Annotated in this window: 14 protein-coding genes; 4 read left to right on the top strand and 10 right to left on the bottom strand. The window is 58.9% G+C overall.

Annotated elements, in window-relative coordinates:
* The first annotated feature begins 1 nt into the window (after window position 1).
* Together TBK1r_RS22130 and TBK1r_RS22125 are read left to right on the top strand one after the other, a co-directional pair.
* Window positions 2-1,399, top strand: coding sequence for a DUF1501 domain-containing protein (locus TBK1r_RS22130; RefSeq protein WP_419580265.1), 1,398 nt, complete (start codon window positions 2-4; stop codon window positions 1,397-1,399).
* Window positions 1,400-1,575: 176 nt separating this feature from the next.
* Window positions 1,576-3,033: an IS1380 family transposase gene (locus tag TBK1r_RS22125; protein WP_145208447.1), complete on the top strand. Its 1,458-nt coding sequence runs from the start codon at window positions 1,576-1,578 to the stop codon at window positions 3,031-3,033.
* A gap of 1,031 nt (window positions 3,034-4,064) precedes the next feature.
* On the opposite strand, the gene TBK1r_RS22120 is transcribed toward TBK1r_RS22125, so the two are convergent.
* From TBK1r_RS22120 to hypF, 6 genes are all read right to left on the bottom strand, one after another.
* A complete protein-coding gene (locus TBK1r_RS22120) occupies window positions 4,065-5,957 on the bottom strand; it encodes a sulfatase-like hydrolase/transferase (RefSeq protein WP_419580264.1) in 1,893 nt (630 codons plus the stop codon).
* A gap of 226 nt (window positions 5,958-6,183) precedes the next feature.
* Complete coding sequence (locus TBK1r_RS22115; protein ID WP_145215543.1) at window positions 6,184-7,734, bottom strand: sulfatase family protein; 1,551 nt, start codon at window positions 7,732-7,734, stop codon at window positions 6,184-6,186.
* Between the two features lie 10 nt (window positions 7,735-7,744).
* Window positions 7,745-8,857 carry a hydrogenase expression/formation protein HypE gene (hypE, locus tag TBK1r_RS22110; protein WP_145215540.1) on the bottom strand — a complete coding sequence of 371 codons (1,113 nt, stop codon included), beginning with the start codon at window positions 8,855-8,857 and terminating at the stop codon, window positions 7,745-7,747.
* A complete protein-coding gene (gene hypD / locus TBK1r_RS22105) occupies window positions 8,857-9,984 on the bottom strand; it encodes a hydrogenase formation protein HypD (protein WP_145215537.1) in 1,128 nt (375 codons plus the stop codon). The genes hypE and hypD overlap by 1 nt, the downstream gene beginning before the upstream one ends.
* Window positions 9,981-10,214, bottom strand: coding sequence for a HypC/HybG/HupF family hydrogenase formation chaperone (locus tag TBK1r_RS22100; RefSeq protein WP_145215533.1), 234 nt, complete (start codon window positions 10,212-10,214; stop codon window positions 9,981-9,983). Before TBK1r_RS22100 ends, hypD begins: the two co-directional genes overlap by 4 nt.
* A gap of 173 nt (window positions 10,215-10,387) precedes the next feature.
* Complete coding sequence (gene hypF / locus TBK1r_RS22095; RefSeq protein ID WP_419580263.1) at window positions 10,388-12,784, bottom strand: carbamoyltransferase HypF; 2,397 nt, start codon at window positions 12,782-12,784, stop codon at window positions 10,388-10,390.
* A 152-nt stretch (window positions 12,785-12,936) separates the two neighbouring features.
* Between hypF and TBK1r_RS22090 the strand changes: the two genes are divergently transcribed.
* On the top strand, window positions 12,937-13,905 hold the full coding sequence (locus tag TBK1r_RS22090; RefSeq protein ID WP_145215528.1) for a 3-keto-disaccharide hydrolase: 969 nt from the start codon (window positions 12,937-12,939) through the stop codon (window positions 13,903-13,905).
* 58 nt (window positions 13,906-13,963) lie between these two features.
* Here the strand turns inward: TBK1r_RS22090 and TBK1r_RS22085 are convergent, their stop codons facing one another.
* Together TBK1r_RS22085 and TBK1r_RS22080 are read right to left on the bottom strand one after the other, a co-directional pair.
* Window positions 13,964-15,343 (bottom strand): Gfo/Idh/MocA family protein, encoded by a 1,380-nt coding sequence (locus tag TBK1r_RS22085; protein WP_145215525.1) that lies wholly within the window; start codon window positions 15,341-15,343, stop codon window positions 13,964-13,966.
* A 56-nt stretch (window positions 15,344-15,399) separates the two neighbouring features.
* Window positions 15,400-15,633, bottom strand: coding sequence for a PDDEXK family nuclease (locus tag TBK1r_RS22080; RefSeq protein ID WP_145215522.1), 234 nt, complete (start codon window positions 15,631-15,633; stop codon window positions 15,400-15,402).
* Window positions 15,634-15,977: 344 nt separating this feature from the next.
* Between TBK1r_RS22080 and fusA the strand changes: the two genes are divergently transcribed.
* The gene (gene fusA, locus TBK1r_RS22075; protein ID WP_145215519.1) at window positions 15,978-18,026 is read left to right on the top strand and encodes an elongation factor G; all 2,049 of its coding nucleotides are present in this window, start codon (window positions 15,978-15,980) and stop codon (window positions 18,024-18,026) included.
* A gap of 36 nt (window positions 18,027-18,062) precedes the next feature.
* Here the strand turns inward: fusA and TBK1r_RS22070 are convergent, their stop codons facing one another.
* Entirely contained in the window at window positions 18,063-19,478 is a 1,416-nt protein-coding gene (locus tag TBK1r_RS22070) for an isoaspartyl peptidase/L-asparaginase (protein WP_145222925.1), read from the bottom strand.
* Window positions 19,479-19,569: 91 nt separating this feature from the next.
* A complete protein-coding gene (locus TBK1r_RS22065; RefSeq protein ID WP_419580262.1) occupies window positions 19,570-20,916 on the bottom strand; it encodes an alpha-L-fucosidase in 1,347 nt (448 codons plus the stop codon).
* Window positions 20,917-20,983: the final 67 nt, after the last annotated feature.

Below are 20,983 nucleotides of genomic sequence, written 5' to 3'. Positions count from 1 at the left end.
CATGGCTGCTCACCCTCCCCATCGACTGGCGATGCCGACCCGCCGCGAGGCGTTGTATGGTCTCGGCGCGGGCCTCGGTTCGGTCGCGCTGACGTCACTCTTGCAAGCCGACCAGTCGGGACGGACTCATCATCCGGCCAGGGCTAAACGCTGCATCTTTTTGATGATGGAAGGCGGCCCGTCGCATCTGGACACGTTCGACCCCAAGCCCGAACTGACCAAACAGCATCTCAAAGCGTTTACCCGCAGCGGCGAGATGGAAAGTGCGATGTCGTCGGGAAAACGCTACTTCGTCAAAAGCCCCTTTCAATTCACCAAGGCAGGCGAGTGTGGCGCGGACATTTGCACCGAGTGGAAACACTTGAGCAAGATGGTCGACGACATTTGCTTTTATCGTGGGGCGCAAGTCGAATCGGTCAATCACCCGACGGCTTGCTACCAGCTCAATACCGGCAATCAGTTCGGCGGCGATCCCGGAATCGGCGCCTGGGTGACGTATGGCCTGGGCACGATGAATGAGAACTTGCCGGGGTTCGTGGTCTTGCCGCGGTCGAGCTATCCGCAGGGCGGCGCGGGAAACTGGTCCAACGGGTTTCTGCCCGCCAGATTTCAAGGCACACCGCTCCGCCCCGAAGGCAGTCCGATTCTGAATTTGAACCCGCCCGCGGCGGTGTCCCCCCAGCGACAGCGCGAGAATCTTGATCTGCTGGCGCAACTCAACCGCCAACACCTCGCCTCACGTCCCGGCCGGGGTGAGTTGGAAGCGAGAATCGCCAGCTATGAACTCGCCTACCGGATGCAGACAGAAGTTCCCGGCGTGCTGGATTTGGACGGGGAGTCCCAAGCGACGCTCGACGCCTACGGTGTGGGCGGGGCGGCGACGGACTCCTTTGGCAGAAAATGTTTGTTGGCCCGGCGGTTGGTCGAAAGCGGTGTGCGTTTTGTTCAAGCCTATGCCGGAAACTGGGACAGCCACGACTACATCGAAAAAGCGCACGGGGCGTTGATCCGCTCGGTCGACCAACCCATTGCGGCGCTGTTGCGAGACCTAAAGCAACGCGACATGCTCAAGGACACCCTGGTGATCTGGTGTGGTGAATTCGGCCGGACACCGGACAACGGGTTGCGCGGGGGAGGTCAATCCTACGGTCGTGATCACAATGCCAAGGCGATGACGATGTGGTTCGCCGGCGGCGGGACAAACGCCGGACACACGATCGGGGCGACCGACGAGATCGGTGCCAATGCGGTCGAGTGCGTGCACCACATTCGCGACGTGCACGTCACGCTGTTGCATCTGCTCGGTCTGGACGACAACCGGCTGACCTACTTCCACGCCGGCCGCCATAAGCAACTCTCCCAGTTCGGCGGCCAGCTGATCAACGAGTTGTTGGCTTAGCTGCTCCGCAGCGAAAGTGGGCGGCTAAAGCCTGCACACCAGCCACTGTTGGTGTCTAGCCTTTAGCCCGGATATTGCATCCGCTTATTCGACTGCCCCTATAGCGCGAAAGCCTTAGTTCGTGTATCTATTGGAGTTACGACACTTCATAGACCACAAAACCAAGGCTTTCGGCAATGACAAAGCGTAAACGAAATCGTCCCGCATTGAAACGCCTCAGAAGGCAGGCCGTTGAGGTAGATTTCGACGGCGGATCGCTCACTTCCGATGGGGGCCTCGTCCTGCTTCGCGAAGTCGACAAAAAGCTCAATTTGATCAAGCGGATCGACCAAGCGATTCACGACCCGCGTGATCCGATTCACACCGTTCATTCTCAAGCGGAAATCCTTATCAGTCGAATCTTTGCGATCGCGGCCGGATACGAAGACGCAAACGATCAACAGCAGCTTCGCGATGATGCCGCCTTTCAAGTCGCCGCCGGACGGCCCCCTCGAATCAATGACAGGTCGGATGACGATTGGGATCCCACTCTGGCGAGCCCCTCGACTCATTCCCGATTTGAAAACCGAATCACCAAAAAAGAACTCTTCGAACTCAGCAAGATCCTCGTCGACATTTTTCTTGACAGCTTCGACACCCCGCCTGATGAAATCACACTCGATCTAGACGCAACGGACGACAAGGTACACGGCGATCAAGATAAAAAGGCTTTCAATGCCTACTACGACAGCTATTGCTTCCAACCTCTGTACGTGTTTTGCGGCGACCAACTTCTCGTCTCGTATCTTCGTCCAGCCAACCTCGGTGATGGCCATCACGCACGCGGAATCACAAAATTGCTTGTTGCAAGGATCCGCCAACGATGGCCTCGGGTCAAAATCACCCTTCGTGGTGACGGAGGTTTTGCGATCGAACGCCTCATGCGCTGGTGCGACAAAAACGATGTCCACTACGTCTTTGGTTTGCCCAAGAATAAGGTTTTGGTCAAGCAAATTGCCTGCGAAATGACTCGCGCAAGAGTCGAGAGATTCCACCGTGGTGGCAAACAAGCCTTTTACAAGTGGTTTCGCTATCGCACCGGCAGGACGTGGGACCGCCATCGCTGGGTGGTCGGCAAAGCAGAGTATACCGCCAAAGGCCCCAATCCTCGCTTCGTCGTAACAAACTGTTTCTCAAGTGACGACATTGTCGACACGACCTACCATCGACCGATGGTCGATGGCAAAAGGCAGCCGCTACAAGTTAAGACTCCAGGGACATGGTGCTCTGTCGCTTATGACCCGGAGAAGTTTTATCGAGAGCACTACTGCATGCGTGGCGAGATGGAGAATCGGATCAAAGAGCAACAGCTTTGTCTGTTCGCTGATCGCACCAGTTGCACCCGTTTTATTGCCAATCAGTTCCGCGTGATGCTTTCATCATTTGCTTACGTTCTACTCGATGGGTTGCGTCGCCTGGGCCTGAGTGGAACGAAACAGAGTCGTCTACGTGTGGACACGATTCGATTGCGACTGTTGAAAATAGCAGCCCGAGTTCGAGTGACTTGTCGTCGGGTGGTATTTCATCTTTGCAGCCATTGCCCCTGGGAACCGCTGTTCAATCAGGTGCTGGCACGTCTGTGCCGTAGCGATTAGCCACTCCCATCGCATCGTGTGGCACCGCGCAGCGACTTCCGGTCGTCTGGGGGTAGGGGGCCCTCTGCCCGCAGCGAATCGATTGCAGCAAAAACCGGCTATCGTGGACAGCCTCGCCGTAACTCAGTCTAAAATCAGAGTCAACCAGTCAGCGGATGCAATATCCGGGTTAGGCGATTCCCGGTCGCTGCTCCGCAGCGAAAGCAGGCGGCGAAAGCCTGAATACCAGCCACCGTTGGTGTCTAGCCTTGAGGCGATTCCCGGTCGCTGCTCCGCAGCGACAGTGGGCGGCTAAAGCCTGCACACCAGCCACCGTTGGTGTTTAGCCTTCAGGCGATTTTCCACTCGCTGCGAGGGATGTGAAAAGTATTGTTGATGCATTTCGCTCCCCACGTCGCCATGGGAACACTCAGGGACGCCACCCGCATCGGCGATTCACGCCAGCGGCGTGCCACATCAAAGCTTGGGGTCGCGTTAGCGCACCCCAAGATCCGGTCACCTTCAGGCCGCCAACCCCTACGGGGTTGAACAGAACAACACGGTTCGCCCGCATCACCTCGCCATTTGCGCCGTCCGATCGCGCGGCGTCGATTGTTGAACCCCGCTGGGGTTCCTCTCCCTCTGTACCACCACCCGGGGTGCGCTTCGCGACCCCGGGCTTTGTTGTGGCACCGCTCTGCGGTGTCGCACCGTTGGCGCGAAGTGTATCTCCCGGCGAGGGGAATCGATTGACATCGACCGAATAGACGCGAACTCCGCGCTGCTTTTCAAGTCAGTCATTCCTTTCACATCACGCGCAGCGAAAGCAGGCGGCGAAAGCCTGAATACCAGCCACCGTTGGTGTCTAGCCTTTAGGCGATTCCCGGTCGCTGCTCCGCAGCGAGAGTGGGCGGCTAAAGCCTGCACACCAGCGCACGTTGGTGTTTAGCCTTTAGGCGATTCCGGGTCGCTGCTTCGCAGCGACAGTGGGCGGCTAAAGCCTGCACACCAACACTGATGCCCGTGCCATGGGATTGCTTACGCCACTGGCATCACCAACCGTTGAGTTCGGCGATCCGGCCGAAGATTCCGATGCCGTATTTGCCTTGGCGAGTCCTGCCCTGGTCGATGTACTTCTTGGCCAGCGGAAGAGCCGGCTGGCCGATCCAGTCGATGACGTTTTCGAGCATCATTTCGTTTTTGGTGCCATCGAACAGCAGTTCGTCCAGGCAGGCGAGTCCTTTGTCCGTTTGCCCCAGATTGATCAGCGTCCAAGCGCCCATCATGCGGACTTCATGGGCATCGTCTTGCAGGGCACGCTCCAGGTCGGCCGCGGCGGGGCGGGCGTCGTCGCCCAGCAGGTGAATCCCGACGACGGCCCACCAACGCATCGCCTCGTCAGAATCAGTCATTTGATTGACAAACGTTTGCAGGTTGTCTTTGTCCCGGGCGAGCGCCAAATCGGCGGCGTCCAAGTATTTTTCCAACGGGTAAAGTGATTCGTCACGCACCATTTCGTAGAGCGTCATGCCGTGGGCTGCGGCGCGGCGATCACGCATGTTTTCAGGGATCAATCCCGAGTCACGCAGTTCCAGTTGCTTGGCCCGCAAGGCCTGCTTCAGTTCGGTAATCTTCTGTTGATGCTGGGGCGCGTCGATCAAATTATGGACGTTGTCGAAATCGGCTTCGGTGTCGTAAAACTCTTCGGACACACGTGGACGGAAGAATCGCCCGGTGATCGCGTCGGTCTTGCCTTCGCGATAGTGCTGCTCCCAGGCCGGCGTCAGGGGCGCTTTCCAGAGGTACGCCAGGTGTTGCCCGGCGGGTGCGTAGGGCATGTAGTTCTTGTGATAGGCGAAACGCTCGTCACGCATTAAACGCACATTGTCCAGTCGTTCGTCGGCGCGTTCACGGAAACCGAGGTGATACTTCGGCGCCGGTTCGGTGCCATTGCCCAGGAAAATCGTGCCCTGGAATTGTTCGGGGATTTCGGCACCGGCCAGACTGAGCCATGTTTTGGGCATGTCGACAAAGCTGACGATCCGGTCCACCGTCATGCCGGGTTTTTCAGCCGGATAAAACTGTTTCCATTTCTCTGGAATCCTGACAACCAGCGGGCAATGAACGCCGCTGGAATAGAGGAATCGTTTGCTCCGCGCCATGACGCCGCCGTGGTCGGAGTTGTAGATGATGATTGTGTCGTCGTAGAGACCATCCTTCTTCAGTTCATCGAGCGCATCTTTGACTTTGCGATCCATGTTCTCGACCGCATCAGCGTACTTCGCATAATTCTTGCGGATGACGGGCAGATCGGGGTGGTAGGAAAACAGCTTCATCTTTGCCGGATCGTTCTTGGTGTTCTCAACGTCGCCGTGGGCGCGACTTTCGTGGCTGTCCGTAAAATTGACGACGGCAAAAAACGGCTGTCCCGGTTTCCGATGTTTCCAGCCGTACTGTGACATTCCCTTGCCGCCCTTGAAATCCCAGCAGTCTTTGTCTTCCCGACCGCCGATGTTGTAATCCGTCTTGCCAGGGTTGGAGGTGTGGTAACCGGCCTGGCGTAACAGGTCGGGATAGTACCTGATCTTGTCGTGTGGAATCTCATTTCGGCTGCGCATCGGCTGGGTTCCGTTGGAGATCGCGTACATGCCGGTGATCCAGCAGGATCGCGTCGGAGCGCAGACCGCGGCGTTGTCAAAACAATGCGTGTACCGAAAACCTTCTTTGGCCAGTTGGTCGATCGCCGGCGTTTGGGCATTGGTGCCGCCGTAGCAACTGACCCACGAGATGCCGTTGTCTTCGCTGGTGATCCAGAGAATGTTGGGGCGTTCATCGGCCGCATCGACGGCGCCGGTGCCGACGATCGCCAGCAAGCAGACGATCACGATGGCCCAGGGTGATGTGGCGGAGAAGTGTTTTTGCGGTACAAAGGGTATGGAAGACAAGGCGGGGTTCCTGTGTGGTGGAAAGCATCTCGGTGGACGGTCACGATGCGGACCGCATTGTCACCGAAGCCCAATCGGCCGTCAACAAAACGCGGATGATCCCTCGTGAAGGCACCCCGTGTGTTCTGAAAAAGGGTCAGGAGCCTTTTTGGCAGGTTGGGGTGTCTTGCTTTGCCCAGTCTAACTTTACTGCTCCTGACCCCTTTTCAAATCCTCACACTCGGGTTCATCGGCTGCCGTTGCTTCTGCCATCGCGCAGATATTTTTTGAGCAAGGCATGCATCTCTTTGACCATCCGGGGATGGTGGTGAGAGATGTCAGTGGTCTCTTCGATGTCTTGGCTCAGGTCATGAAGCACGAACGAGACAGGGAAGGCGTCGTCGACGACTTGCGCGATGGTTTTCGGCCCGTTGACAGTCAGCTTGAACGCACCCTTGCGGATGGCAAACGTACCATCGCTGGAATTGTGCACGATCGCCTCGTGAAACGACCTGGGGCTCGCTTCTTGCGTCAGCGCCTTGAAGAAGCTTTGGCCGTCTTCGGCGGTGTGGTTGTCCAGTTTGACGTTCAGCATCTCCGCAAGGGTTGGGAGGACATCATTGAAGAGGATCGTTGTGGGGCAACTTCTGCCCGGTTTGATTTTCTCCGGCCAGCGGACGAAGAACGGCACGCGGTGTCCACCCTCCTGCAGGCCGGCCTTCCAGCCGTTGAATGGCCCATTGCTGTCGTGCCCATAAACGGCGGTATCACCCCTGACCCATCTGGCACGATACCCCTGGGTTCGATTGACCGGCCCATTGTCGCTGGTGAAGATGACGATCGTGTTCTTTTCGATTCCGAGTTCGGCAATTCTGCGCAGAATCGCGCCGACATGGTGGTCGAGTTCGACGACGAAATCCCCGTACGCTCCGGCGCGGCTGGTCCCGACGAATTCCCGGTTAGGAACGATCGGGTTGTGCGGCGTTGTCATCGCGTAATAGAGGAAGAACGGCTGTCCGGGCCGTGTGCGGGTGGCCGACTCGACGAATTCGCACGCCTTTTTCGAGAGGGTCGGGACCAGACGGTCCATCGTGTGGCCTTCGGCAATGATGTTGTCGTCTCGGCCGTACCACTGGCCGTACTTGTCCTTGGCTTCCCGCGAGGAGAGGGTGGGGACGGCCGTGACCCGGTTGTTCTCGATGAAGGTCGAAGGGTTCATTTCCGCCGATCCGGAGGTGGCGAAGGAGTAGTCGAATCCGTAGTCCATCGGCCCTTTCAGGACGGGTGAGGCGAAGTCGATGTTTCGAAAATCCTGGTAGTTGGGATGTACCCGAATGACCTCCCGCGCGCTTTCGTCGCGCAGCTTCCAATCGATACCCTGGTGCCACTTGCCGACCAATCCGGTGAAGTATCCCGCCTCCCGAAGCAGATCCGCGAGCGTCTTTCGGCCCGGCTCGATCAGGGTGCCCGCAAAATTGGCGAGGTTGCCGCCCGACCCCAGCCGGGTGCGCCACATGTACCGGCCGGTCAACAGGCCGTAGCGGGAGGGGACACAGTAGGATCCCGATGAATGGGCGTCTGTGAAAACAAGGCTTTCTCTTGCCAGCGAGTCCAGGTTGGGCGTGGGGATCCTGCTGTCGCGGTTAAGGAAGGCGACATCTCCATATCCCATGTCATCAGCCAAGATGATCAGGATGTTAGGCCGAAGCGTCTCACTCGGCGCGGCCGAAACGTCTTTCTGTGCGACGATCGGCACCAGCACCGACCAGCAGACCAAAACGAAGAATGTCCTGTTCATGGCTCCGTCATCAGCAGATCCGCGGCAACTGTTCACCGATTGCGGTGATGACCACTCGTGAGGCTCCGATCGCGGTCTTGGCGACGACGACTCCGGGGTGTTCGGCGACGACGTTGCCGATGATCGCGGCGTTGCGTCCGTGCTTGTCGGTTCGGATCGCGGATAAGACCGCATCAGCGAATTCGGCGGGCACCATGCAGACCAACTTGCCTTCGTTGGCCACCAACAGCGGGTCGAAACCCAAAATCTCGCAGGCCGATTGGACGATCGGATTGATCGGCACTCGGGTTTCTTCGATCACGATCCCGCACTCGCTCGATGCCGCGATCTCATTCAGGGATGCGGCAAGCCCGCCGCGAGTCGGATCACGCAGCACGTGGACGTCGGGGCAAACCCGGAGGATCGCTGCGACCATCTCCGCCAACGGTGCCGAATCGCTTTGAATCTCCGCTTCGAACTCCAGTCCCTCGCGGACACTCATGATCGCCATCCCGTGGTCTCCCAGCGTGCCGCTGAGGATCACGACATCGCCGGGGCGCGCGTGGTTGGGGGCGATCTCGATTCCGTCCGGCACAACCCCAACGCCGGCGGTGTTGATGTAACATCCGTCACCGTGCCCCTGCTCAACGACTTTGGTGTCACCGGTGATGACCGTGACGCCGGCGTTGCGGGCGGCTGTGCCCATCGCATCGGCGATGCGTTTGAGCTCGGTGATCGGAAAGCCTTCTTCGATGATGAACGCCGCACTCAAGTACAACGGTATTGCGCCGCTCATCGCCAGGTCGTTGACGGTCCCGTTGATCGCCAGATCGCCGATCGATCCGCCCGGAAAAAACAGCGGCCGAACAACATAAGAATCCGTCGACATCGCCAGACGTTGGCCGATCGCCTGCAGACTGGTGGCCTGGAAAACGGCGGAATCACCGAGCCGATTCAGATGAACGTTTTGAAACGCCGGCAGAAAAACATGCTCGACCAATTCGCCCGACAGTTTTCCTCCCCCGCCATGACCGAGCACGATCTTCGGATAGTCTTGCAGCGGCACCGGGCATGTCGCTCCGCCGATCTCGATCGGATGGGCGGTACTGTCGTGCCTTCGTTTCTGGGGTTTGTCGTCCTCCATCAAGCTTGCTCGGCCACATTCTTGTTGGGGGCTTCCAATGGCACCAAACGGCCGTAGTTGTAGTAGGCCGCGCAGGCGCCTTCGGCGGAAACCATCGTCGCGCCGAGCGGGCTTCGTGGGGTGCATTGGGTTCCAAAGGCGGCGCACTGATTCGGTTTGATCGCCCCCTTGAGCACGTCACCGGCACGGCACAACGGTGACTCTTGCGTGCGGATGGTCGAAACGTCGAACTTGGATTCCGCATCAAAGTTTCGATACGTTTCACGCAGACGCCAACCGCTCTGCGGGATCGAGCCGATCCCGCGCCAGTTTCGATCCGTCGTTTCGAACACATCGTCCAGTATCGCTCGGGCCGCTTCATTGCCTTGCTCGGACACGACACGGGGATACGCGTTTTCGACATGGGCGGACCCCGATTCCAGCTGGACGACGCAGCGGCGGATGCCTTCGAGCAAGTCCAGCGGTTCGAAGCCGGTGATCACGATCGGAACCTTGTAACGATCGCAGAGGGGATGATAGTGAGAAAACCCGGTCACCGAGCAAACGTGGCCGGCGGCGAGAAACGCGTTGACGCGGTTTCCCGGTGAGTTCATGATCGCTTCGATCGCCGGTGGCACCAACACGTGCGAGACAAGCGCGGAAAAGTTTTCGACGCGTTGATCGTGGGCAAGCTTGACGGCCATGGCATTGGCGGGCGCCGTCGTTTCGAAGCCGATCGCGAGAAACACCACTTCACGATCGGGGTTCTCGCGAGCAATCTTGACGGCATCCAGCGGGGAATAGACGACGCGCACGTCACCGCCATCCGCTTTGACCTGAAACAAGTCGCCCTGCGATCCAGGAACCCGCAACATATCGCCGAAGGAACAAAAGATGACGTCGGGGTGGGACGCGATTGCCAAGGCTTTGTCGATCACGTCCAGCGGTGTCACACAGACGGGACAGCCGGGACCGTGAATCATTTCGATTTCGTTCGGAAGGATCTGGTCGATCCCGTTGCGAATAATCGAATGGGTCTGTCCGCCGCAAACCTCCATGATCGCCCAGGGCCGAGTCACCCGACGCGCGATTTCGCCGGCGAGTCGTTTCGCGGTTTCGCCATCACGGTATTCGGTCAAGTGTTTCATGAATCAAGATGCTCCATGGCATCAAACGTTCGCAGCGTCTCCTCCGCCGAGGCTTCGTCAATCTGGCTGATCGCAAACCCGGCGTGAACGATCGCGTAGTCTCCCACTTCGATGTCGGGCAGAAACGCCAAGCAGACCTCTTTGACGACACCGCCGAAATTAATTTTGCCCATTCGGATCTGATTTTCGTCGAAGATCGATTCCACTTTCCCGGGCACAGCCAGACACATGAATTCACACCGTCGTTGAGGGAAGTTTGCGTAGACGCCAATGCTTCAGGCGGGATAGGGTTTTTGTTGAACGTCCAGCATAACGGTTTTCCCGTTCAGCGGCGTACGGTTTCACGTCGCTGCCGTCGCCAGAGCGTGGGGGCACTGTCTTTTTCACGCTCTGGCGAGCGTGGCTAGGTCAGAAGGACGCGATTCGGGGCGTCGTCCAGGCGGTACCCGGCGACGACCGCTTGGCCGAGCGAAAGTCCGCCGTCGTTGGGAGGAATCTGTTGGTGAACCAGCACGTAGAATCCGGATGCTTCCAGCCGCTTGGTCAGCAACGTGGTGAGCAAGACGTTTTGAAAAACACCGCCGGTCAAACCGACGACGTCGATGCCGGTTCGCCCACGTCCTGATTGGCAGACGTTGCTGATCATCGCCGCGACGGCGTGATGGAATTGTGCGGCAATCCGGCGTCGGTCCACTCCGGCGATGACGTCTCGGCAAATCGATTCGACCAAGTCGTGGGATCTGATTTGCATCGCGGTGTGGTCCGATGCTTCGGCGATCTGAAAACGATACGCCCCGGAATCCACCTGGTCGATCACCTCGGATGCCAGTGATTCCAGCTCGATCGCCGCCTGGGCTTCAAAGCTGACTTCGTGCCGAATGCCAATCAGCGAAGCCACCGCATCAAAGAGCCGACCGGCGCTGCTGGTCGGAAAACAGTTGAGGTTCGATAGGAGTTGTTGCTCCAATAGGCGCCGCACGCCGGTCGGACAAAATGAAACGCAAGGCAGCCGTTCGTCCCACGGCAATCCATGGGCACTCAGCAAGGCCAGTGCCGTGCGATACGGCCGCCTGATGCTGGCGTCGCCGCCAGGGAGTGGGAAGTATTGCAAGTGGGCAAACCGTTCGAAGCCCTTGCAGTTGACGGTCAAAAATTCTCCGCCCCAGATCGCCCCGTCGGTTCCATATCCGGTGCCGTCGAAACAGCACGCGAGAATGGGTTGATCGGCGTCGAGCTGATGTTCAGCGATCAAGGACACCGCGTGGGCAACGTGGTGCTGCACGCGAACCAACGGCACCCGCAGTGTTTTGGCAAGGTTTTCGGCAAACTGTCCAGAGAGAGACGAGGGATGCAGATCGGCGGCGACGGCATCCGCGTCGATGCGGAACAGTTGCAAGTAGTGATCGACGTTCCGCTGCAGGGCACCGAGCGTCTCCAGATTGCCGACATCGCCGATGTGTTGGCTGATGTAGGCGTTCTGTCCCTGGGTGATGCAGAACGTGGCTTTCATCTCGCCGCCGACCGCCACCACGCTCGGACGGTTCTGGCTTAGCCTGATCGGTATCGGGGCGAAACCACGCGAGCGCCGGATCGGCAGCGCGGACGCGCCGAGTGGGCTGACAACGGAGTCATCACAAACGACATGGATGTCTCGGTCGTGAAAGAGGAACCCGTCGACCAGGGGACCGAGACGCCGAACGGCTTCGTCATTCGTTCGAGCGATCGGTTCGTCCGAGAGGTTGCCCGAGGTCATCAACAATGGACAGACCGCTTCGATCAACAGATGGTGCAACGGAGAATAGGGCAGCATCACGCCGACGCAGTGGTTTCCCGGGGCAACCGCGTCGAGCATGCCAGAGTACCCGGCGGAATCGTACCCGGCGTCATCGGCGTTGAGCTTTCGTTTCTGCAACAGCACAATCGGGCGTTCCTTGCTTTCCAGCAAACGTCGTTCGCCGCGGCTGACTTCCGCGAACCGTTCGGCGTGCTCGCTGTCGGTGACCATGATCGCAAAGGGTTTGTCGATTCGCCCTTTTCGCTGGCGAAGTTTTCTGATCGCATCGACATTGGTCGCATCACAGGCCAAGTGAAAGCCCCCGATGCCTTTGACGGCGACGATGCCTCCGTCAAGGATGCATGCTGTGAACGATTCGATCACCCGTGATGGATCGTCATGCTTTGATGCGCGGATTGGGGCATCGCGTGTTAATTCGTCCGAGGCAACAAACCAGATCTGCGGTCCGCACTCCGGGCAGGCGTTGGGTTGGGCGTGAAAACGTCGGTCCGACGGATCGTTGTATTCCTCGCGACACCGATCACACATCTCGAACGACTTCATCGTTGTCAACGCACGGTCATAGGGAATGGCTTCGACGATCGTGAAACGTGGGCCGCAATTGGTGCAGTTGATAAACGGGTAGCGATAGCGGCGATTGTGCGCGTCTTGCATCTCCCCCAGACAATCCACACAGACCGAGATGTCGGCCATCACCGCGGTGCTGGCGTGTGGCGATGTGGCGCTGTCGCGGATCGTGAAATGGGATTCCTCGATCGCCGGCAAGTCGGCGGTCTCGAGCGAATCGATGGTCGCCAGGGGCGGCAGCCCCTGTTGGAACCCACGCAAAAACGTATCCAGGTTGTGTCGCTCCCCTTGGGCCTCGATCGTGACGCCCCGGGAATCATTTTGGACCCAGCCGGTCAGCCCCGCGTCGTTTGCGCGATTCCACACGAACGGTCGGAATCCGACCCCTTGGATGCGCCCGGTCAGGCGAATGCGGATTCGTTTGAGGTGTTGGTTCACAGTGTTTCGTCGAGGACTCACATGTTTCAAACGGCGGCATCCGTGGGAATGTCGCCCTATCCGCGGTCGTTAAAAACACACGGACCGGGATCGGCACGATAAACTCTCAGGTTCTCCCCTGACACCAAACCTTTTCGTTTTTCGAGGATACCATGAAATCAGCACTCAGCCTTTTGATCGTGATGGCGATCGCGACCGCATCGATCGCGAAAGAGGACGGCCAAGACGTTTACACCGACCCCGACGCGACACCCCAATCGTACAAATTGCAGGGCGAATACGAAGGGCAAGCCGGTGACAAAGGCGACACGTACGCCGCGCAAATCATCGCGCTGGGCAATGACCAGTTTCACATGGTCGCCTACAAGGGTGGACTGCCCGGCAACAACCAGAGCCACAAAGACATCTTCTTTGAAACCGATGGAACGCTCGAAGGCGACGATGCCACGTTCCAGCATGAGGATTTTACGATCTCCGTTTCCGGCGGCGAATTGCGTGTCATCAATGCCGATGGAAAGCAGGTCGCGACGCTGGAACGCATCGTCCGCAAGAGTCCGACGCTCGGCGCCAAGCCGCCCAAGGGCGCTTTGGTGTTGTTTGACGGCAGCAACGGTGACGCGTTCGAAGGCGCCCAAGTCGACGATGGATTGTTGCTGGCCGACACGTTCAGCAAAGAGAAGTTCGCGGACCACACGTTGCACCTGGAATTTCGCACGCCGTTCAAGCCCAGTGGGCGAGGCCAAGGACGGGGCAACAGCGGCGTCTATGTGCAAAGCCGGTACGAAATCCAGGTCCTCGATTCGTTCGCGCTCGCAGGCAAGAGTAACGAGTGCGGCGGGATCTACCAGATCGCCGAGCCCAGGGTCAACATGTGCCTGCCGCCGCTGCAGTGGCAAACTTATGACATCGATTTCACCGCAGCGCGCTATGATGACGCGGGAAAGAAGATCGCCAACGCCCGGGTCACCGTCAAACACAACGGGGTGGTCATTCACGACGACCTGGAACTGCCCAAGCACACGCCCGGTCGTCACCAGGAAGGCCCCGAGCCGGATGCCTTGTATCTGCAAGGCCACGGCAACCCGGTCTACTATCGCAACATCTGGGTGGTGAAAAAATAAACGTTGGCCGCCAGTCTGAAAGATCGGACCTGAAACCGCGGTCGGTCTGCCCACCAGATCACATTTCGATCTCAAATCCTTTGCGTCGGTCGCGGGCGATCAAACTCTGGGCCAATGGATCGCCCACGACCTGTTCCTGTTTCGGATCCCAGTGGACCGTACGGTCAAGTCGTGCGGCGATGCCTGCCAAATGGCACGTCGACAAGGCGCGGTGGTGGCTGAAGACATCGGAGATCGGTTCGGTCTGGTCGCGTGCGGCTTCAAAGAAGTTGCGGAAGTGGTCTGTCAACGGCCGGTTCTTGTAAGCTTCTTCGAGTGCCCCGGCGGGCAACGGATTGGTTTTCAGATCTTCGACAGGTTTGCCGGTGATCCGTCCGCGATTGACGAACAACCGACCCTCGGTCCCTTCGAACAGAATTCCGTTATCGCCGTCGTGGCGGATTTCGATCTCTTTGCCGTCGGCAAACGTTGCCGTGATCAGAAACTCTGTCGCGGTGTTGTAACGCGTGTGATCGACCGGGTAGCCGTCTTTGAATTCGACCGGGTGTTTTACCTTTACCGGATGAACGGAAATCGGTCCGGTTTCGGTCAACCCCAGCCCCCAAGTGGCGATGTCCACGTGATGGGCGCCCCAGTCGGTCAGCTTGCCACCGGAATATTCGTACCACCAGCGGAATTCGTAGTGACCGCGTGACCAGCTTTTGGTTTCTCCATAGTCGCCGGCCAGATAGTGGAACTCGGATTCCGTCACCGGACCCTGCCAGAGATTCCAATCGAAGTGTTTCGGCGGCGCGACCACGGGCAACGCCGGGCTTGTCGGTGCGCCACCAATACTGCACGTCGCCTTTTTGACTTCGCCGAGACGCCCGGCGCGGATCAGCGCGATCGCCTGGATGAACTGTCGACTGCTGCGTTGCTGCGTGCCGATTTGCACAACCCGTCCGGTGGTCTTGCAAACCTCACTCATCAACCGGCCTTCTTCGATCGTCAGCGTCATCGGTTTTTCGCAGTACACATCTTTGCCCGCCAACATCGCTTCGATGGCGACCTTGGCGTGCCAGTGTTCAGGCGTCGAAATGTGAACGATGTCGATGCGGTCGTCGTCCAAAATCGATCGATAATCGGCCGAGGCCTTTGGTTTCGTTCCCGTCCAATCTTTCACGAGATCCGATGCCATCGCCAGCCGATTCGCGTCGGCATCACAGATCGCGACGTAGTCACCGTACCTGCGGAAATCCGGCGCCGACCCATAGGGTCTGTCGATCCCGGTCGCTTTGATGCACCAGCGACTGCCGGTCCCCACGGCGCCGACGCGAGGCCGCTCGTTGGCCGCGGCGAAGCCGAGGGCGCGTTGATCGCGACCGGCCAGCACCGCCGCACCGGCAAACGAAAGTGAACTGGCAAGCGCACGGCGGCGACTGAGGCGATTTGGTTTCATGTTGGTTCTCTAGTTAGAAAGGTGGCGTAAGCTTCCAGCTTGCGATGCATTCGCCCTCACGCTTTCCGATGTTTGGGAAAAAAGCGACTTGGCTCGACTTCGATTTCACACGTTTCGCAGACCGCCAACTGGAGCGCCTGCGAAGTCGCGATGGAGACGCACGCGGGGTCGCTCCGTTGGATCCGTTGGACCGTCTCTCCAATCGGATCGACGATCAAATAGGTGCCAACGCCCTGCTCGCGATACAACGTCTGCTTAAACCCTCGATCGTTCGATTGAGTCGACATCATTCTATCAATTGGCGCGACAAAGAGGCACACCGCGTGCAGGGGAACCCCGTGACCAGGTCCGTTGCGTCCGAGGGAGACGGTTTGACCGCCGCGGAAAACGTTCTGCCCATTGCTTTTGAAGACAAAGGGCGCGCGTTATCGCACAAGGCGTGACGTATCCACACGCTTCAGGCGCCTCGGGAAACGGTGTTGGTGCACATGACGCACAGCGTTGCAGCGACACTTCGTCTCGGGTGTCGAATTGATCGTCACGGGCCAGCGTGATCCCATTGCTTGCGATAGATTGTCGACCCCCGGCACGCACGTTCAAACCTGTGCGGCCCTACTTGATAAGGAGCTCTTCGATGGCCGTCCCCAAGCCAGAACTGATTCGAAACCTTTGCTTTTGTGGTCAGACTGGATCTGGCAAGACCACGCTTTGTGAACGACTTTTGTTCGCCGCCGGCGAAATCAGCCGACTCGGCACGGTCGAAGAAGGCAATACGGTCAGCGACTTCGCGGCAGAGGAGCATCGATACCAGCATTCGCTCGCCCCGAGCATCGTTCATTTTGATCATGAACATCACCGCGTCAATTTGATCGACACGCCGGGCATGTCGGATTTCATCGGCCACGCCATCGCCTGTTTCCCCGCCGTCGAAACGGTGGTCATCGTGATCGATGCGGTCAAAGGGATCGAAAGTGAAACGCGGCGGCTGATGAAAGTGGCGACCGACCGGAACCTGCCGCGGATGATTCTGATCAACAAGATCGACGCCCAGGAGGCCGATCTGGAGAAACTGACGAAGCAGATTCGATCGGTGTTCGGGAACGTCTGCCTGCCGATCAACCTGCCCACACCCGATTTGTCGGGCGTGGTCGAAGTGTTCGAGACCGATGCACACGATGTGACCGCGTTCAGTTCGGCCGAAGCGGCCCACACCCAGATCGTCGAACAGGTGGTCGAGGTCGACGAGCAGCTGACCGAGACGTATCTCGACGCCGGTGCCGACCAACTCGACCCGAACCGATTGCACGATGCGTTCGAATGCGCCCTTCGCGAAGGTCATTTGGTTCCGATCGTGTACGCGTCGGCCAAGACCGGTGCGGGGATCGAGCATCTGCTCCACGTCACCGCCTCGTTGTTGCCAAGTCCCTTGGAAGGAAACCCGCGGCCCTTTGTCCAAGGCGGTCAACCGCTGAAGACGGAATTCGACGCGAGCAAGCCCACGATCGCCCACGTCTTCCAAGTCGCCACCGACAAACACGTCGGAAAGCTGGGAATCTTCCGCGTGCACCAGGGCATCGTCCGTCAAAAATCGGAGCTGTTCATCGATGACGGCCGCAAACCCCTTCGCATCAGCCACGTGATGCGGTTGCAAGGAAAAGAGCACAAGGAAACCGAGGCGATCGGACCCGGTGAAATCGGTGCGATCTCAAAAATCGATGAGATCCATTTCGACGGCGTCCTGCATGACGGGGCGACTCCCGAAGACCCGCCACTGTTGCTGCCGCTGGAATTGCCCAAGCCGATGTACGGATTGGCGGTGGAACTGAAAAGTCACGCCGACGAAGCCAAGTTTTCCGCCGCGATGCACAAGCTGCAGGACGAAGACCCCTGTCTGGTCCTGGAGCGTGTGGCCGCCACCAAACAGACGGTGTTGCGCGGATTGGGAGAGTTGCATCTCAGGATCACGCTCGAGAAGTTGTCCAACCAGTACGGAATTGACTTGGAAACATCGGAGCCCAAGGTCGCCTACAAAGAAACGATCACGCTTCCCGCCGAGGGCCACTATCGCCACAAAAAGCAAACCGGCGGTGCAGGACAGTTCGGCGAAGTCTACTTGCGCGTCGCGCCGCTGCCGGAAGATCACCCGACGGGGTTCGAGTTCGAAAACAAGACCGTCGGCGGTTCGATCCCGAAACAGTTCATGTCGTCGATCGAAAAAGGAATCCGACAGGTGCTCGACGATGGTGCCGTCGCCGGATACCCGATGACCGGCGTCCGTGTCGAAGTCTACGATGGCAAACACCACGAGGTCGACAGCAAGGAGATCGCTTTCATGACTGCGGGAAGAAAGGCGTTCATCGATGCCGTCTTGAAAGCCAAGCCGGTTTTGTTGGAACCTTACGCTAATGTGGAAGTCCACGTGCCCGGTCAATATCTTGGTGACGTCACCAGTGACTTGTCTGTTCGCCGCGCCCGTGTCACCGATACACAAATGCAAGAGGACAGTTGCGTGATCAAGGCCATCGCGCCGCTGAGCGAATTGCAGGCGTACTCGAATCAGTTGAAAAGCATCGCCGGCGGAGCGGGGGCATTCTCAGTGGAGCATAGCCACGAAGAACCTGCACCGCCCAATATTCAAGAGGAAGTGATCGCCACCTATCGACCCCGTCAAGACGACGATTGATGGGTCAAAAGATTGATTGGTCAAAAGATGGGGCGTTTAGGGCGCGTCCCGGACCGAGGTGTGGTCGTGCACGATTCGCCAGGTGTCGTCGAATCGACGGAGCACCAGGGTGAAACGACCACCGATCGGAGTGGCGTCGCGGGTCAGTTGCCAAACGCCCAGCACTTGAAAGGCGTCGTCGCCGAGGCGCAGAAACTCAAGGTCCGAGAACGAGAGGTTGCCCATCGTCGCTTTGTCGGGATAACGTCGTTTGTAGCGCTCAAGGGTTGCCGTCCAGCCGCGGGTGATGCTACCCGCGGAGCAGAACGTCAGCTCTTCGTCGTGCCAGTAGACGTCCATGAAGCGATCGATGTCGCCGGCGTTCCAGGCGTCGGCTTGTTGGCCGATCAGACGACGAATCTCTTCCTTGTCGGCGTCGGTTGAACGTGCGGCGTTGATCGGCTTCGCGGCGTCGATCGGCTTCGCGGCGTTGACTGCGGGGCGACCGCCGTTGTCGAGCGCCAGATGGGTTTCGAAGCGACCGTTGCTGTCGGCCGCCGCGCAACTCATCCCCGGCGTGTTATGCTGCATGACGATTTGGCCGTCGTGGGAGACGCCGATCAGACCGCCGATCCCCGGCTGAAGTCGCTCGGTCATGATCTCCGTGATGGCGGTTTCCAGCGACCGTTTGGCATACAGCATCTGAGCGGCGATGTCATAGGCCACGGCGTTGCGGATGTATTCCTCGCCGACGCCGGTTCCCGAAACGGCGCAGGACGCATTGTCGGCGAACGTGCCCGCACCCACGATCGGCGAATCGCCGACACGGCCGGGCAGCTTTTTCGGCGTGCCACCGGTGCTGGTTCCCGCGGCAAGGTTCCCCTCCGAATCGAGTGCGGCGCAACCGACGGTGCCCAGGTGCGGATGCTCCGACGGATCCGGTTGCTGCGGCGTCCGCCGACGCCGGCTCAAGAAGTACTTCGGGTCGACCAGCGGCACGTTTTTAGACGCCGCGAAGGCCTCGGCGCCGCGGCCGACCAGCAACACATGTTTGGTGTCGGTCATGACCAATCGCGCCGTCGCGATCGGGTTCTTGATGGTCGTCACGCCGGCGATCGCACCGCAGGCACGGTTTCGTCCATCCATGATCGACGCATCCAGCTCCGCGTTTCCGGCTTGGGTCAGCACCGCACCCCGGCCGGCGTTGAAGCTGGCGTTGTCTTCCAACGACCGGATCACCGCTTCCACCGCATCGAGAGACGAGCCACCGCCGGCAAGCAGGTCGCGTCCGATTTTCAGTGCCGCCTCCAGTCCATCCAGGCGTGCGTTGCGTTTTTCATCACTCCACTTCGACGGATCTCCGCCCGCACCGCCATGGATCACAATCGCCCAACGCTTGGGTTGTGCGGTTTCGGCGTGAACGGGACGTGTCATCGGCGACTCAATGAACACGATCGTCATCCAGACAACCATCGAAAGGCTGAGTGTTCGACACATAAAACCTACCGTTAAACGAGAGCGAAGAAATCATGGCTGGATTCTAACCCATCTCATCGGACGCCCGTCATGAGAGTCGCACCAACCGCACGACCGTGTTGGTGCCGTAGGGGAACCCGGTGCAGCGGACGGTGAGCGTGCCGGCATCCAGGTCCTGTTCAAACTTCAGCTTCTCCCCGTTGTCGGCCCACACAGCGGAGTCAATCCTTGTCTTGATGCCTGTGAACGTACGCGGTCCAGCGCCGGTCGGCCCCACTGCGACATTCGCATCACCACGCGTGCCCAGGTGATGGACAAACAAGTACGTGGGGCCGTTGGCATCCAGGCCAAAGTCGTCTCCCTCGCCCTGGAGCCCCGCCGGTCGACCTTCGTAAACGGCCTCGGCGTGTATGGCGACCCAATCACCACTGCGTCGAAGCGTGGCGGCTTCGTAGTCCGGAATCGCACCTTCCGCCGTCGGTCCGACGTTCAGCAGATAGTTGGCGCCGACTTTGCGGCACGCACAAAGGTTCTCAATAATTTCCGGTGGGCCCATGTAGGCAAAATCATTCGTGCCAATCCCCCAGTGCCGGTTCATGGTCTGGCACATCTCGCCGGCCACGTACTTCGGCTTTCCACGGTGGTCGCGCGGGGTGGGGCGGCCCTGCTCAAACGTCACCGAGTCGATTTCGGGATGACCCAGAGCCCCGCGGTGGCTCAGGCCGGTGTTGTTCACGATGATCGCTTCCGGTTGATGGCGCCGGATCGTCTTGTACAACTCACCTTCTTTCCAGTCCGCGTTCTTCTTACTCCAATTGCCATCGAACCAGAATCCGCCGATCGGGCCATATTCCGTGCAGAGGATCTCGACTGAGTTTTTCAGGTAGTCCAGGTAGGCGTCGAAGTCTGTTTCGAAGCTCTCCTGCCACCAGTCGAGCGTCGTATGGTAGAGAAACGGCGTGATCCCTTCCGCTCGGCATCCATTGACAAAATCCAGAATGAGGTCACGGCCGGCCGGCGTGTGCATGGCGTCGTGTTCGGACAACCCTCGCGTGTCATAGAGGCTGAACCCGTCATGGTGTCGTGCGGTGAGCGTGATGTACTTCATGCCCGCCACGCGTGCCGTTCTTGCAAGCTTCCGGCCATCGAATGCTTTCGCCGTAAACGTGTCTCGCAGCTTGCGATACTCGGCTTTGGGAATCTTCTCGCGATGCATGACCCATTCGCCGCGTCCCAGTTGGGAGTACAGGCCCCAGTGAATGAACATTCCATACGCCATTCGCTCGAATCGAGCGATCCGTGGTTCGGGCACGGGAATCGCATCGTCGTCGGCGGCGGTGACCCGAGCGCTATTGACGAGCAGACCAGCGGGAGCCATTGCCACTGCGCATCCCGTCGCGGTCTGTTGGAGGAATCGGCGGCGTCTGATGGACATGTTGATCGACCTCTATCGAATAGGTTCAAGAACACTGGCATTGTAGCCGAGATCACGGCCTCCATTC

Origin of the sequence: Stieleria magnilauensis (genome assembly GCA_007753675.1) — a bacterium.
Taxonomy (GTDB): Bacteria; Planctomycetota; Planctomycetia; order Pirellulales; family Pirellulaceae; genus Stieleria; species Stieleria magnilauensis.
The sequence above is the reverse complement of the archived record's forward strand: the minus strand, read 5'-3'. Positions and strand labels throughout refer to the sequence as shown.

Bases quoted from the DNA above. Each gene is read 5' to 3' on its own strand.
- TBK1r_RS22130 (WP_419580265.1), top strand. From the start codon at position 2: ATGGCTGCTCACCCTCCCCATCGACTGGCGATGCCGACCCGCCGCGAG.
- TBK1r_RS22125 (WP_145208447.1), top strand. From the start codon at position 1,576: ATGACAAAGCGTAAACGAAATCGTCCCGCATTGAAACGCCTCAGAAGG.
- TBK1r_RS22115 (WP_145215543.1), bottom strand. From the start codon at position 7,734: ATGAACAGGACATTCTTCGTTTTGGTCTGCTGGTCGGTGCTGGTGCCG.
- hypE (WP_145215540.1), bottom strand. From the start codon at position 8,857: ATGGAGGACGACAAACCCCAGAAACGAAGGCACGACAGTACCGCCCAT.
- hypD (WP_145215537.1), bottom strand. From the start codon at position 9,984: ATGAAACACTTGACCGAATACCGTGATGGCGAAACCGCGAAACGACTC.
- TBK1r_RS22100 (WP_145215533.1), bottom strand. From the start codon at position 10,214: ATGTGTCTGGCTGTGCCCGGGAAAGTGGAATCGATCTTCGACGAAAAT.
- TBK1r_RS22090 (WP_145215528.1), top strand. From the start codon at position 12,937: ATGAAATCAGCACTCAGCCTTTTGATCGTGATGGCGATCGCGACCGCA.
- TBK1r_RS22085 (WP_145215525.1), bottom strand. From the start codon at position 15,343: ATGAAACCAAATCGCCTCAGTCGCCGCCGTGCGCTTGCCAGTTCACTT.
- TBK1r_RS22080 (WP_145215522.1), bottom strand. From the start codon at position 15,633: ATGATGTCGACTCAATCGAACGATCGAGGGTTTAAGCAGACGTTGTAT.
- fusA (WP_145215519.1), top strand. From the start codon at position 15,978: ATGGCCGTCCCCAAGCCAGAACTGATTCGAAACCTTTGCTTTTGTGGT.
- TBK1r_RS22070 (WP_145222925.1), bottom strand. From the start codon at position 19,478: ATGGTTGTCTGGATGACGATCGTGTTCATTGAGTCGCCGATGACACGT.
- TBK1r_RS22065 (WP_419580262.1), bottom strand. From the start codon at position 20,916: ATGTCCATCAGACGCCGCCGATTCCTCCAACAGACCGCGACGGGATGC.